Here is a 13,611-nt window from a genome sequence, read left to right on the forward strand (position 1 = left end):
TTGGCGGGTAGTGTCTATGACATGACTTCCTTTACTCGCGCTGATGGTCGCGCGCTCGATGAAATGCGTCCTGTCAAGATCACTCGTGGTTTTACCACCAACCCGGCGGGCTCGGTGCTCGTTGAGTTCGGCAACACCCGCGTCATGTGTACTGCCTCTGTTGAGGAAGGCGTGCCACGCTTTAAGAAGGATTCCGGCGAAGGCTGGCTGACCGCGGAGTATGCCATGCTCCCTGCCGCTACCCACGATCGTATGCCGCGCGAATCGATGAAGGGCAAGGTCAAGGGCCGTACACACGAGATTTCTCGCCTCATCGGTCGCTCCTTGCGCGCTGCGATTGATCTGAAAGAGCTGGGCGAGAACACCATCAACATCGACTGCGACGTGCTCCAAGCCGACGGCGGCACCCGCACCGCCTCCATCACCGGCGCATATGTGGCACTTGCCGACGCCATCGCCGTCCTCAAAACCCGTGGCGTGGTCCCCGGAAACCCACTCTTGCCGCCCGTGGCCGCCGTATCCGTGGGCCTTATCGACGGCAATGTCTGCCTCGACCTGCCGTACGAGGAAGATTCCCGTGCAGAGGTGGACATGAACGTGGTCATGACTGAATCCGGCCAGTTCGTGGAAATCCAGGGCACCGCCGAGCACGGCACCTTTACCCGCGAGCAGATGAATGCATTCCTGGACACGGCTGAGAAGGGCCTACATTCCCTGATCGCCGCGCAGAAGGCTGCCCTGGAGTTGCCACTGTAATGCGTCTCTACCTGGCATCGAACAACAAAAAGAAGGCCGGCGAGCTGGCACGCGTCCTGGAAGCCTCCGGAATAGCTGGAGTAGAGATCCTGCTGACCAGCGACGTTCCCTCCTACGAGGAACCGGTAGAAGACGGCCGCACCTTCGAGGACAACGCGCTGATCAAGGCGCGCGCCGGGATGAAGGCGACCGGGCTGCCGACGCTTGCCGACGACTCTGGCCTAGCCGTGGATGAACTCAACGGAATGCCAGGTGTGCTCTCCGCACGTTGGTCCGGTGGACATGGGGATGACGAAGCCAACAACGATCTGCTCCTCGGTCAGATGGCGCACGTCCCCGACGAGCGACGTGGCTGTGGCTTCGTGTCCGTCTGTGCCCTCGTACTGCCATCGGGTGAAGAACATGTGGCGCGCGGTGAATGGCGTGGCATGCTGCTCCGCGAGCGACGGGGCGAAGGTGGCTTCGGATACGATCCGCTGTTTTTGCCTGACGACGCCGACGGTCGCGCTTCCGCCGAGTTAACCGCCGAGGAAAAGGACGCCCGCTCTCATCGCGGAAAGGCACTAGCTGAGCTAGTGCCTGTGATCCGTTCGCTGCAGTAGTTAGTTCAGTAGCCCTGCTTCCCGCACGATCTTTTCGATCGCGTTGCGGGAGACATCGTCGGCAATAGGGGCCAGTGGCGCGCTCATGATGTTGGTCTTGATCACGCCCATGAGCTCAAGGGCCGTCTTGAATGAGCCGACACCGGCAGCCGGGCCAACCTTGCCGATCGGGGTGAAGACGATCTCGAACAGCTCGGCCAGCCGATCCTGTTCCACCTTCATCCGATCCCAATCGCCTGCCTGGAAGGCTTTCCACATCCGGACGTAGCCGGACGGGTCCACGTTGCCGAGGCCGGGGACGCAGCCGTCGGCTCCCGCGAGGTAAGACCCGTCGACCACAACCTCATGGCCGGTGAGCACCGTCAGTGGGGATCCTGCCTTCTTGTTAAGCATGCACAAGCGGCGGAAGGAGACATCGTCACCGGAGGAGTCCTTTACTCCCTGGAGGACCCCTTCGGTGGCGAGTCGTACCAGCAGTTCTGGGGCAAGTTTGCTGTGGACACACACTGGGATGTCGTAGGCGATGATCGGCAACGTGGTAGCGGCGCGCAGCGCCCGGAAGTGAGCCTCGATTTCTGCTGGTCCAGTGATGGCATAGAACGGGGCAGTAGCAACGACTGCCTGCACGCCGAGGGCTTCGGCCCGGCGGATGTGTTCGATGACGCGGTTGGTCTGGGTATCGATGACGCCAGCGTAAACAGGGCAGCGGCCGTCGACAAGTGCGACTACCTTCTCAATGACCTGGTCGCGGACGGTGTCGTTGAGGAACGCGACCTCGCCAGACGAACCCAGCACGAAGATGCCATCGACACCTGCGCCGACGAGCCGTTCGACAAGATTGCCGAGGGACTCGTAATCAACGTCACCGTTTTCATGCAGTGGGGTGAGCAGTGGGGGAATGATTCCGGAAACAATTCCGTTCATGATGATCGATACTTCCTTAGAGCAAAGATGGGGTGGCCGCGAGCAACGTGCGGGTGTATTCCTGCTGCGGCGTCGCGAAAAGGGCTTCTGTGGGCTGCTGTTCAATGATTTCGCCCTTGAGCATCACGCACATGCGGTCCGCGATGTAGCGCACCGTGTTGATGTCATGGGAGATGAACACCAGGCCGAGACCAAGTTCGGAACGAAGATCAGTCAACAGGTTGAGCACCTGAGCTCGAACCGAGACGTCCAGAGCAGAGGTAGGCTCGTCAGCAATAATCAGGTCAGGCTCCAATGCGAGAGCACGGGCGATAGCCACGCGCTGGCGCTGGCCACCAGAGATCTGGCGGGGCAGCACATCAAGCGCCGACTGAGGCAGACCAACCAGGTCCAGCAGAACTTGCACTCGCTTCAACCGAGTGGACTCGTTGCCAATGTGGTGGACGCGCAGTGGGTCGAGTAGCTGTTCCTTGACAGTCATACGCGGATTGAGCGCCGTAGCTGGATCCTGGAACACCATGGAAATGGACCGCCCCAGTTCCTTACGCATCCGGCTTGAGTGCTTCAACGGCTTGTCGTGGAAGAACACCTGGCCACTGGTGGGCTTTTGCAACCCAACCATCACACGAGCCAGCGTCGACTTGCCACAGCCGGATTCGCCGACGATTCCGACAACCTCTTTTCGATCCACCCAGAAATTCACGTCCTTGTTGGCATGAACCGTATCTGGCCGGAACAGCTTGCCGGTGCGCGTCTTGTGGATGACATTGACATCCTTGAGTTCAATAATTCGTTGTGACTTCTGCGTAGGCATGATCACTTCTCCTTCGTGGAGCGTGCCGCGTAGGCATCGTCAGTTGCGGCGAAGAAATGTGTGGTGGAACCAGCAACAGCTCGCGGTAGCGGGCGCTGCCCAATACCAAGCTCTGGGTGGCTGGAACGAGGCGCAAACCGGTCGCCGTCGACAAAGTCGCGTGGGCTTGGCACGGTGCCAGGCACCTGGTACAGGCGGTCCGCACCAGCTTCGATGGACAACACGGCGCCGAGCAGACCACGGGTGTACTCGTGGTGTGGGGCCGCAAGCAGCTCACGGGTATTGCCCCGCTCAACCACCTGACCGGCGTACATAACCGTGACCTTGTGCGCGAGCTTCGCGACCAAAGCCAGGTCATGGCTGACAAAGATCATGGAGAACCCGAGCTTCTCCCGCAGTTCATTGAGCAGATCGACCACCTGGTGCTGGACCGTCACGTCAAGCGCTGTGGTGGGCTCATCAGCGATCAGCAGGCGGGGATTACGGGTCAGCGCCATGGCAATGAGGACGCGCTGCCGCTGACCACCGGACAGCTCATGCGGGTAGGACTTCAGCGTACGGACCGGATCCAAGCCGACCAGCTCCATCAGCTCCTCGGCGGTACGCTTACCGCCACGACGGATCAGCTGCTGCATCTGGGTACGAATTAGCATGGACGGGTTCAAAGAACTGAGCGCATCCTGGTAAATCATCGCCATGTCATGGCCACGCAACGCATTACGCTGCTCCGGGGTCATATCCAGCAGGTTCTTGCCTGCGTACAGGATCTCACCAGTGATACGAGCCGTTGGTGGGAGCAGACCCATGATGCACATGGCGATCAACGACTTGCCACAGCCCGACTCGCCCACCAAACCCATGGTCTCTCCGGGAGAGACTTCAAAGCTGACGTGGTCGACAATATTGACATCGCCGTGTGCCTCCGGGAATGCGATGCACAGGTCCTTCACCTGGATCAGTGGTTCTTCGCCACGGGTGTAGACCAGGCGTCGGTTCTCTGCCGTTTCGGCATCATGCAGTTTGGCAAGGGAAACGTCCAGGGCTTCGCGGGCTTCAGCGTCGGAAAGCGAGCCCAGCGACTTGGCGGTGTTGATGCTTGGGTCGTCATCGTGAACTCGTACGGTTCGCTTAATGCGTGGCGACGCCATGGCATCAGTGAGGCCTTCGGAGAGAATATTTAGCGCGAGCACAGTGATCAGAATCATCAGGCCGGGGAAGAACGTAGGCCACCATGCACCAGTAAGTAGCAATTGCTTGCCGTCGGAAAGGATGTTGCCCCAGGAAGGCAGTGGTGGCTTCACACCAGCGTTAATGAAGGACAGCGATGCCTCAAACACGATTGCGTCTGCCACCAGCACCGTAGCGAACACTGCAATCGGAGCAATAGTGTTGCGAGCAACGTGCTTCAACAAGATGTGGGGAATGCTGGCGCCCATCACCTTCGTTGCAGAAACGTAGTCCTCGCCGAACTCCGACAAGACGTTAGCGCGCACCACACGGGACAGCTGCGGCACGTACAGGAAGCCGATAGCAAAGACCAGCACCGGGAGGGAGTTGCCGAACACGGCCACGAACACGGCGGCCAGTGCGATGCCAGGGAAGGACATGATGATGTCCAAAATACGCATCAGGATCTCAGACACGACCTTGCCAGCAGTAGCCGCGACGGAACCGAGAACAGCGGCGATAGCGAGCGCCGACAGCGTAGCGCACAGGCCAATGATCAGGGACGAACGGGAACCGTAGACGACACGGGAGAAAATATCACGTCCAATAGCATCAGTGCCGAACCAGTGTTGCGCACTCGGCGGCTGCACCGGTATATCCGATTCGAGCGGGCTGTAACCGGCGATGAGCGGGGCGAAAAGCGCCATCAATGCGACCAAAGTCAGGAACCCGAGGGCAATCTTGGACGCGATAGGCAGCGCAGCAATGCCCTGGAACCGCTGCCCGGCGCGGGACTCTAATTGGTGGGTAAGTTTTCTACGCATTAGATGCTCCTGATGCGTGGGTTAACGAGGACATAGAGCATGTCAACGATGATGTTGATGATGATGAAGGCAATGGCCACGGTGAGAGTGACACCCTGCACGAGGTAAACGTCATTGCGGGTAACACCATCAAGAATGAGCTGGCCCATAGCCTGGATGTTAAAGATGATTTCGATAATGACTGCGCCACCCATGAGGTAGCCTACGCGCAGGCCGAGGACAGTAATCGGGGTAATGAGTGCGTTGCGCAAGACGTTGCGGGAGATGACCTCTGCCTTAGGGATACCCGAACCGATGGCGGTGCGAACATAGTCCTTATCAAGCTCCTCTACCATGGCGGTGCGAACCACGCGGGTGAGGGAACCGGCCACCGGGACCGCGAGTGCGAATGCCGGCAAGAACATGTTGTTGAGGTAGACCGCGGGGTTTTCAGCGAATGGGACCCAGGCCGTGATGAGGGCAGGGAAGAATCCCAGACCGCCGGGGATGGTGCCGAGCCATTGGATGAGCAAGATAGCAAGCCAGAACGATGGGGTTGCTAGCGAAGCAATAGAGATGACGCGGATGATCTGGTCAGGCCATTTGTCGCGGTAAAGAGCGGCAATAACACCAAAGGTGAGGGAGAGTACCGCGGCGATAATGAGACCCAGGAACGTGAGTTGCAGCGTGATGGGGAAGGCCTTAGCCACAACTTCGGTGACTGATGCGTTGCCGGTGGTGGTGCCAAGATCACCGTGCAGCATACCGGTGAGGAAGTTCCAGTAGCGTACCAGTAGTGGGTCATTAAGTCCGTGGGTTTCGCGGTATTGTTCGAGGGCTTCCAGCGAAGCTGATTCACCGAGAGCAAGACGGGCAGGATCCGCAGGGCTAAAGGACATAATAAAGAAGACCAGGAAAGTCACGCCCAGAACCATGATTGGGAGCGCCACCAGCCTTCTTCCGATAAGGCGGATGAGGTTTGACATGTGCTGTCCTTAAGATCTGGTTGAGTTCTCGCCCAGTTTCTTGTTGTAGGGCAGCCCTCAACGTCAAAGTAAGAGTTCCGGATTCCGGCCGGGAATCATCCCGCTGACATTGCGCGGGCCGTACCCGGCCGGAATGCGAATGCTGGATTCAAAAAGCTACTTTGTGGTAGCTACATCCAGGAAGGAAAGTCCAGTGAGAGAAATCGGCTTGAAATCAATCAGGGTGGACTTGTCCCATGCAGTGGTGCTCTTGCGGTGGAACAGTGGGTACAACGGGATGTATTCCAAAAGCTTGTCAAAGAGCTCGGCCCACTTTTGCTCTTGGACTGAGGAATCCAGGGCTTTAAGGCCCTCATCCAGCAGCTTCTGGACTTCGTCGTAGCTTTCGCTGCCCTTCCAGTGCATGCGGCTGTCGGTCCAGGTGTCACCGGCGTACCACCAGCGCATCAGCAGGTCCGGGTCGGAACCGAAGACGGATGGATCACCAGGGGCGATGACGACATCGTAGGCTTCTGGTTTGCCGTCGATGGTGTTATATACATCGGAGGACTTCTTTTCGGTGAATTCCACCTTCAGGCCGACGCCAGTTAGGGACTGCTCGATGAGCGGGGTGCACTTCTTTACCCAGTCGTGGTCAGTGCACAGCAGGCGCATCTCCTTCAGGCCAGTTTCGGCGAAGAGCTCACGGGCCTTTTCTGGCTTGTAGGTGTAGACGGTCTTGGCTTGCTTGTAGCTTGGGTGCTCCTTGTGGAGGAAGCTGGTAGCTGCAGTAGCTTGGCCGAGCATGCCGGTTTCAATGATCTTGTCCATGTCGAGGGCGTACATGAACGCCTGGCGGTTCTTGAGGTCATTGAACTTGCTGCCTGGGTCGCAGTTGAACATGGCAAACAGCAGTCCGAAGCCTTGGACAGATTCCACGGTGGATACTGCCTTGAGTTGCTCGACGGAAAGGTATGGCACCGAATCGATAGCCTGAACAGTCTTGGACTGGATGGCGTTGGTGCGGGTGGAGGCATCAGGGATGATCTGCCACGTCATCTTCTTGGCCAATGCTGGGCGTGGGCCGTTGTAGGCTTCGAAGCGTTCGAACTGGATGGTCTTAGAAGTGCCGCCGTTGTCGGTCATCTTGTATGGGCCCGAACCAACTGGGTTGGCTGCGAAAGCGTCGGCATCTGCTTCGACGGCCTTCTTTGGCACGATCTTGACTACTGCCAGGCGGTCAGCGAAGACGCCGGTTTCGTGGGAGAGGGTGAATTCGACGGTCTTGTCGTCCTTAGCAGTGACCTTCTCAATGAACGGGATGAAGGAAGCGTAGAGGGACTTGTTTGCTTTGTCGAGGACTCGTTCGAAGGAGAACACCACGTCGTCCGCGGTGACGGGGCTGCCGTCGTGGAACTGTGCACCATCGCGGAGGGCGACTTCGGCTGTGGTTCCGGTGGCTTTAGGCATTTCCTTTGCCAGTGCGGTGGTGACCTTGCCGGTGGCAGGGTCCATTTCCGTGAGGCCTTCAAGGGTGTGCCAGTTTGCTGCAACTGTGAGGGCTGCGGTGGTGTTCATTGGGTCGTAGCCGTTGGTTCCCAATTCGTAGGAGATGGCTGCGGTGAGGGTGCCATCTGGGTTCTTGGAATTAGGATCCGCTGCTGGGGCATCGCTGCCACCGTTTTGAGCTGGGGTGGCACAGGCGGCCAGGGTTGCGGAGAAGCCGGCGGCTGCGCCGATCACTCCGGAGATTTTCATGAAGTCGCGGCGGGAGTATGCGCGGGTCATGGTTCTTCCTTTCGGGGGTTGTCCCGTATTGGGTGAGAAGGGAGATATCTGAATCTGTACTGCCAAGAAGGCTTTCTTTTTTGATATCTACATCATATGTCAGACGTCTGATGTTGTGAAGGTTTTCTGTTAAAATAAAACATGAAAACAAACACAGAGTGTGCCTTTAGGCGGTCATTGGAATTCGGGCGTGTGTGCCGGACCGGTGATCGGCCCTTAGTTAAAGGAAAATCGATGTCAAAGGTGCTTGGAAAACACAAGCTCAATCCGACAGCTTCTGCGATTGAGGATTACATTCGCGATCATGCTCTAAAGCCTGGTGATGTGCTTCCTTCCGAAGCGGCCCTGTGTGAGATGTTGGAAGTCTCACGCAGCTCGATCCGCGAGGCGATGCGTACCTTGTCGTCGCTTGATGTGGTGGAAATTCGACACGGCCACGGCACGTATGTCGGCCAGATGTCGCTTGCGCCCTTGGTGAACGGTTTGACGCTTCGCCTGACGATTGACCAAAAAAGCGCATTGCTCAACCTCAAGCAAGTGGTCGACACGCGAATCGCCTTTGACCAGTTCAATGCGCGGAAACTCATTGAAGCGTACCGTCATCATTCCACGGATCGGTTGCGTGAAATCGTCGCGGAAATGCAGCAGTGTTTCGAAAACGGCGAGTCTATCGCCGTGGCCGACGGAAAGTTCCATGAAGAGCTAAATGCGAAGCTGTCCAACCAGCTGATCCAGGAGCTCTACATGGCGCTGTGGCAGGTGCATACGGAAGCGATCCCGCAGTTCCATCTGGATCGGGGGAAGGACTTGCGGGAAACCGTCGATGCGCACCTGAGCATGGTTGAAGCGATTGAGGCTGGCGATGAGGCGCGGTTGCTGCAAACTATCGATGATCACTACGGACCGCTGAAGCGGATGATTGATGAGAAAATCAATGACTAACTTTGCCTGCATAGATATAGGTGGCACGAAGATTGCTTATGGGCTTGTCGACGCCGCAACGCCCACCACGGTCACCGCAGTAGGGCGCACACCGACCCCAAAGTGCGACGTCATGGAGACGGTGGTGACGGTTGTTCAGGAATTACAGCGGCAGGCTCAGCTCCGTGGCGTGTCGATAGATGCGATCGGAGTGGGAGCCCCTGGGGTGATTGATCCGGTCGCCGGGACAGTGGTTTCTTCTGGCCCCACGATGTCGGGCTGGGCTGGAACTGACATCGCCGCAGCGCTCACTGCCCATTTCCCTGTTCCTGTTGGCATACATAACGACGTTCGCATCATGGGCCTCGGGGAAGCTGTCTATGGCGCTGGACAAGGTTTTTCCAACATTCTCTTTGTCAGCTTGGGAACAGGGGTGGGAGGAGCGCTCGTGCGAGGGGGCCGACTCCTTGACTCACCTCACCACACGGCGGGTGAACTCCGCGGCATCATTGGACGGGGGCCTGATGACAAAGCCTGCTCGGTGGAAGATTTCGCGTCTGGTCCCGGTTTGGCGCGCTCCTACAACACCCAAACTGGTTTGGTTCTCGCGCTTCCTGAAATCATGCAGCGCTATCAAGCAGGGGAAGATACTGCACGAGCTGTCATTGACCACAACATGTTCGCGTTAGGTGAAGCACTGGCTGGTTTTGCCTCCGCCGTCGATGTTGATGCCCTCATTATCGGTGGTGGGGTAGGCACTATTGGTGCTCCGATCCTCACCCCGCTAACAGAAGGTTTCCGGCGGCATGCGTTGCACCCCGTCGACACGATTCCCATCCTCCCGGCTCAACTTGGCACCAATGCACCATTGGTCGGGGCCGGATACCTGGCTCACTTGGCTTATAAAGGAGAATAACTAATGGAAAGTAAAGCTTTTTTGGAAGCTATTCGTGGCAGCCTCATTGTCTCCGTCCAAGCTCCGGACGGGCACCCGCTGCGCGACACCCGAACAATGTCATTCTTGGCTAAAGCCGCCGAAGCCGGCGGAAGCACTGCGATCCGCTGCGGCGGTTACGGCGGGCTCGCAGATATCCGTGCGATTGTCGACGCTGTCGATCTTCCCGTCATCGGACTCACGAAAGAAGGCAACGTCGGGGTGTACATCACTCCCACGGTTGCGTCAGCAGTGGCCGTTGCCGAAGCAGGGGCAACCGTAGTCGCAATAGACGCCACCCTCCGGCCTCGCCAGGACGGTTCCACTTTCGCCGACCAGGTCGCTGCGGTACACGAGGCTGGGGCATTAGCGATGGCTGACATCGCTACCCCAGAGGAAGCCGTCGCGGCACATGAGGCCGGCGCTGATCTGATTTCCACCACCTTGGCCGGTTACACTGAGCATCGGGAGAAAACCACTGGTCCAGACCTTGACCTGATCAAGGAAATCCGAGCACGACTCGGAAATGATGTCTTCCTGATCGGTGAGGGCCGGTTCCACACCCCAGAACACGTTCACCAGGGGCGCGCTGTGGGGGCGGATGCCTTGATCGTCGGAACCGCAATCACCGACACCGCATGGATCACCCAGCAATTCGCGGAGGCCGCACATGACTGAGTCGTTCATCGCGGACGTGGTGCTCCCCGGAAACCGCCTGGGGGTGCACGACATTACGGTTGCCGATGGGGTGATCGTGGGGCTGGACCCCGTCGATAAGCCCGCGCAACAGGTCGTATTCCCCGGCCTCGCGGACCTGCATAACCACGGCGCAGTGGGGGAGTCCTTCCCCAACTCCGACCTCGCGGGCTGCCTCACCGCCGCGCAGTACCACCGCGCGCATGGCTCCACCACGCTGCTTGCTTCGACAGTGTCTCTACCTGCCGAACGGCTCCTGCCACAGCTCAGCGTGCTTGCCGACGTCGCCGAACAAGGAGCCATCGACGGTATCCATGCGGAAGGCCCCTTCATCAACACCTGTAGGTGTGGCGCCCAAGACCCTGTCGCGATCATCCCCGGTGACCCGGACCTGCTGCAGCAAATGATCACGCAGGCTCGAGGCCACCTGCGCTCGATCACGTTTGCTCCAGAAACGGCACATGCACACGAACTCATTGACATCTGCGCAGAGCACAATGTCATTGTGTCCTTTGGCCACACTGACGCGTCCGCCGAAGCTACCGCCTCAGCCATCGGCTACGCGGTCAGCCGAGGCGCGACCATCACCGCAACACACCTGTTCAACGCCATGCCTCCACTGCACCACCGAAAGCCCGGAGCGGTAGCAGCCCTCTTGGAAGCAGCAGGAGCAGGGGACGTGACCGTCGAGCTGATCGCCGATGGGGTGCATCTCAACGACAAAACAGTAGATATGGTGCTCGGTCTGGTCGGGCCAGCGCACGTCACCTTCGTCTCTGATGCGATGGCTGCCGCAGGAAAAGCAGATGGCCAGTACATGTTAGGAGCCCTCGACGTCACCGTTGCAGATGGCATTGCTCGGCTCACCACCTCCGATGGGACCGAGGGAGCAATTGCCGGTGGCACCACACGAGTGTTTGACCAATTGCGACGTGCAGTGCGTGCCGGTCACTCATTACCCGACGTCCTGACCGCATGTACCAGCGGCCATCACCTGTTGGGCAAATCACACCGAGCCACGATCGAGGCGGGCACTCCCGCGAACTTTATTGTGTGCGATAACGACTTAACCATCAACCGAGTATTTCGGGAAGCGGAAGAAGTAGGTTAACCCATGGAAATCGTCATCACGGAACGTCCAGAAATCGTTGCCGCGGACATCATCGAAAAATACGCGCGGGAAGGAAAGACTTTAGGTCTGGCCACCGGCTCAACACCGCTCAAGACCTACCAGGAGCTGATTCGTCGCCACAAGGAGGAAGGCCTCAGTTTCGCCCAATGCCAGGCTTTTCTCCTTGACGAATACCTCGGCCTGCCCCGGGAGCATGAGCAAAGCTACTATCGCACCATCCGGCGGGAATTTACCGACTCGATCGACATTGAGGACAGTGCCGTCCACAGCCCGGACGGGACTGCAGCAGATCCAGTCGCTGCAGGCAACCGCTACGACGAAGCAATCAAAGCGGCCGGTGGAATTGATATGCAGCTGCTAGGCATTGGAACGGACGGGCACATCGGTTTCAACGAGCCCGGATCCTCGCTAGCTTCCCGAACCCGAGTTAAGACCCTGCACCCCCAAACAATCAGGGATAACGCCCGCTTTTTCAACAACGACGAATCCCAGGTGCCCCACCACGTTCTCACCCAGGGCCTCGGGACCATCCTCGAAGCAGGGCACCTGCTGCTCATCGCAACAGGCGCCGGAAAATCGGAGGCGGTTGCCGCCCTAGCTGAAGGACCAGTGGCGGCGGTCTGCCCGGCCTCAGTGCTGCAGCTGCACCCCCACGCCACAGTTGTGCTCGACCCCGACGCAGCAGCTGGTCTCAAACACAGTGAGTACTATCGCTTCGCCGTGGACAACAAGCTAGCCGGGCAAGGGTATTAAAGCTGGAACTGGGCGGTCACTTCCTTACGGCGACGGTGCTCAGCCACAAACGACAGGAACGGGATCGTGCCAGCGAGCGCGGTGGTGACCCACTTCAGTGGTTCCCACCGCGCATTGATTCCAAGGTTGACGGTGGTCAGCAGGTAAATCATGTAGAACACGCCGTGCGCCTGCGCGACATAGAAGAACCACCCCGGAGCATCGGCCGGTGACGGCAAAATGAGGTACTTGTAGATCATTTCGGCGACCAAAATCAGCAGCCAAATACCGGTGACAAACGCCGCAATAGAGAAGAACCGCAAAGCCTTAGCCACTCGAGCTTGCCGGTCGGGATGCACCTGGGGGGTTGTCATGAATTTCTCCTTCGTCTACGAGGTTCATTTTGTGCGTTGAACTCTTCAACATTCATTGTGGGGCGCTCGGGGAGGAAAGATTCATCAATCTCCGTGACCTCAGCCTTACGCTGCTTCTCTAACTCCACAGGGGACATCCCAGTTTCCGAGTACTCGTTTTCCAACTGGATATAACGCCGGTACGCATACACAATGAAAGCTCCGAAAGCCGGCCATTGAATCGCATAGCCAAGATTCTGGAAAGTGCCAGTTCCGGCCCGGAATCGTGTCCACTGCCAGTAGGCAAGCCCCAAAGTGGCTGCCACTGCGAGAGTGAGAAACACAATATGGGTTACCCGCACCTTTTTCCTCTTGCGGGGAGGCTGCTCATTCAACTCGACATCGTCACTCACAAAGAAACAGTCTACCTGTTGTGCCTGGAAGAGCCACGATTCGGTAACTAGCTATCGAATGTGTATCATGTGAGAAAACCACGGGCTTGTGGCGGAATTGGCAGACGCGCTGGATTTAGGTTCCAGTGTCTTCGGACGTGGGAGTTCAAGTCTCCCCAGGCCCACAGTTGTTCAGGAAGCGGGCCCCGTTGGTGGGGCCCGCTTTTTGCATCGGCGCACCGTAGGGTTAAGTACAAGGGCGCGGAAATAGAGCGTACGGATGGGATGTTTCGCGCCTTAAAAATCCCATCCGTACGCTCGATTTCCGTGTCCTGATATGAAGGCGTGGAGATGCGCCGTCCACTAGGGCTCTCTTTTACAGGCCACATTGGGGCGGGAAGATGTCCCCGGTACGATGGGTTCCACTATGAGTATTTCCAGGCATATTGATGAATATGTAGCGGAGCATGGCATCACTCCTTCTGATGAGGTGGTGCCTGAAAATGAATGTCAGGTTTTTGATGGTGCGGTCGCTGACTCGGTGCAAAAGCTGGCTGAGGTTCGCGAAAACGTCGCAAAGGTGTTGAACAACCCTTAACTACCCCCAAAATAGGGCGCTTTCACAAAATCTA

Annotated in this window: 15 protein-coding genes and 1 tRNA gene; 9 read left to right on the plus strand and 7 right to left on the minus strand. The window is 58.0% G+C overall.

Translation table 11 applies throughout. The features are described from left to right. Nucleotides 1-21 precede the first annotated feature (21 nt). Both rph and rdgB read left to right on the plus strand, forming a co-directional pair. Nucleotides 22-756, plus strand: coding sequence for a ribonuclease PH (rph, locus tag HW450_RS10170; protein ID WP_182385509.1), 735 nt, complete (start codon nt 22-24; stop codon nt 754-756). Next, nucleotides 756-1,358 carry an RdgB/HAM1 family non-canonical purine NTP pyrophosphatase gene (gene rdgB, locus HW450_RS10175; protein ID WP_182385510.1) on the plus strand — a complete coding sequence of 201 codons (603 nt, stop codon included), beginning with the start codon at nt 756-758 and terminating at the stop codon, nt 1,356-1,358. Before rph ends, rdgB begins: the two co-directional genes overlap by 1 nt. Here the strand turns inward: rdgB and HW450_RS10180 are convergent, their stop codons facing one another. The 5 genes from HW450_RS10180 to HW450_RS10200 all read right to left on the minus strand — a co-directional run bounded on the left by HW450_RS10180 (nt 1,359) and on the right by HW450_RS10200 (nt 7,819). Continuing rightward, nucleotides 1,359-2,282, minus strand: a complete 924-nt coding sequence (locus HW450_RS10180; protein ID WP_182385511.1) for a dihydrodipicolinate synthase family protein — start codon at nt 2,280-2,282, stop codon at nt 1,359-1,361. It abuts the gene before it with no gap. Nucleotides 2,283-2,298: 16 nt separating this feature from the next. Continuing rightward, entirely contained in the window at nt 2,299-3,096 is a 798-nt protein-coding gene (locus HW450_RS10185) for an ABC transporter ATP-binding protein (RefSeq protein WP_182385512.1), read from the minus strand. 2 nt (nt 3,097-3,098) lie between these two features. Next, complete coding sequence (locus HW450_RS10190; RefSeq protein WP_182385513.1) at nt 3,099-5,087, minus strand: dipeptide/oligopeptide/nickel ABC transporter permease/ATP-binding protein; 1,989 nt, start codon at nt 5,085-5,087, stop codon at nt 3,099-3,101. Continuing rightward, nucleotides 5,087-6,052: an ABC transporter permease gene (locus tag HW450_RS10195; RefSeq protein WP_182385514.1), complete on the minus strand. Its 966-nt coding sequence runs from the start codon at nt 6,050-6,052 to the stop codon at nt 5,087-5,089. Before HW450_RS10195 ends, HW450_RS10190 begins: the two co-directional genes overlap by 1 nt. A 156-nt stretch (nt 6,053-6,208) precedes the next feature. Further along, nucleotides 6,209-7,819, minus strand: coding sequence for an ABC transporter substrate-binding protein (locus HW450_RS10200; protein ID WP_182385515.1), 1,611 nt, complete (start codon nt 7,817-7,819; stop codon nt 6,209-6,211). A gap of 234 nt (nt 7,820-8,053) precedes the next feature. Here HW450_RS10200 and HW450_RS10205 point away from each other — a divergent pair, with 234 nt between their 5' ends. From HW450_RS10205 to nagB, 5 genes are read left to right on the plus strand one after another with little or no spacing between them, the layout of a single operon-like run. Further along, entirely contained in the window at nt 8,054-8,761 is a 708-nt protein-coding gene (locus tag HW450_RS10205) for a FadR/GntR family transcriptional regulator (protein ID WP_182385516.1), read from the plus strand. Next, entirely contained in the window at nt 8,754-9,656 is a 903-nt protein-coding gene (locus HW450_RS10210) for an ROK family protein (RefSeq protein WP_182385517.1), read from the plus strand. The genes HW450_RS10205 and HW450_RS10210 overlap by 8 nt, the downstream gene beginning before the upstream one ends. Nucleotides 9,657-9,659: 3 nt before the next feature. Further along, on the plus strand, nt 9,660-10,352 hold the full coding sequence (locus HW450_RS10215; protein WP_182385518.1) for an N-acetylmannosamine-6-phosphate 2-epimerase: 693 nt from the start codon (nt 9,660-9,662) through the stop codon (nt 10,350-10,352). Beyond that, nucleotides 10,345-11,481, plus strand: a complete 1,137-nt coding sequence (locus tag HW450_RS10220) for an N-acetylglucosamine-6-phosphate deacetylase (protein ID WP_182385519.1) — start codon at nt 10,345-10,347, stop codon at nt 11,479-11,481. Before HW450_RS10215 ends, HW450_RS10220 begins: the two co-directional genes overlap by 8 nt. 3 nt (nt 11,482-11,484) lie before the next feature. After that, nucleotides 11,485-12,255: a glucosamine-6-phosphate deaminase gene (gene nagB, locus HW450_RS10225; RefSeq protein ID WP_182385520.1), complete on the plus strand. Its 771-nt coding sequence runs from the start codon at nt 11,485-11,487 to the stop codon at nt 12,253-12,255. On the opposite strand, the gene HW450_RS10230 is transcribed toward nagB, so the two are convergent. Both HW450_RS10230 and HW450_RS10235 read right to left on the minus strand, forming a co-directional pair. Further along, nucleotides 12,252-12,608: a DUF3817 domain-containing protein gene (locus HW450_RS10230; protein ID WP_182385521.1), complete on the minus strand. Its 357-nt coding sequence runs from the start codon at nt 12,606-12,608 to the stop codon at nt 12,252-12,254. The two genes, nagB and HW450_RS10230, sit on opposite strands and share 4 nt — an antisense overlap. Beyond that, a complete protein-coding gene (locus HW450_RS10235; protein ID WP_407926234.1) occupies nt 12,605-13,000 on the minus strand; it encodes a hypothetical protein in 396 nt (131 codons plus the stop codon). The genes HW450_RS10230 and HW450_RS10235 overlap by 4 nt, the downstream gene beginning before the upstream one ends. An 82-nt stretch (nt 13,001-13,082) precedes the next feature. Here HW450_RS10235 and HW450_RS10240 point away from each other — a divergent pair. Together HW450_RS10240 and HW450_RS10245 are read left to right on the plus strand one after the other, a co-directional pair. Beyond that, nucleotides 13,083-13,164, plus strand: a tRNA-Leu gene (locus tag HW450_RS10240). 242 nt (nt 13,165-13,406) lie between these two features. Then, nucleotides 13,407-13,577 (plus strand): hypothetical protein, encoded by a 171-nt coding sequence (locus tag HW450_RS10245; protein ID WP_182385522.1) that lies wholly within the window; start codon nt 13,407-13,409, stop codon nt 13,575-13,577. Nucleotides 13,578-13,611: the final 34 nt, after the last annotated feature.

It is taken from the genome of Corynebacterium hindlerae, assembly GCF_014117265.1.
Lineage (GTDB): Bacteria > Actinomycetota > Actinomycetes > Mycobacteriales > Mycobacteriaceae > Corynebacterium > Corynebacterium hindlerae.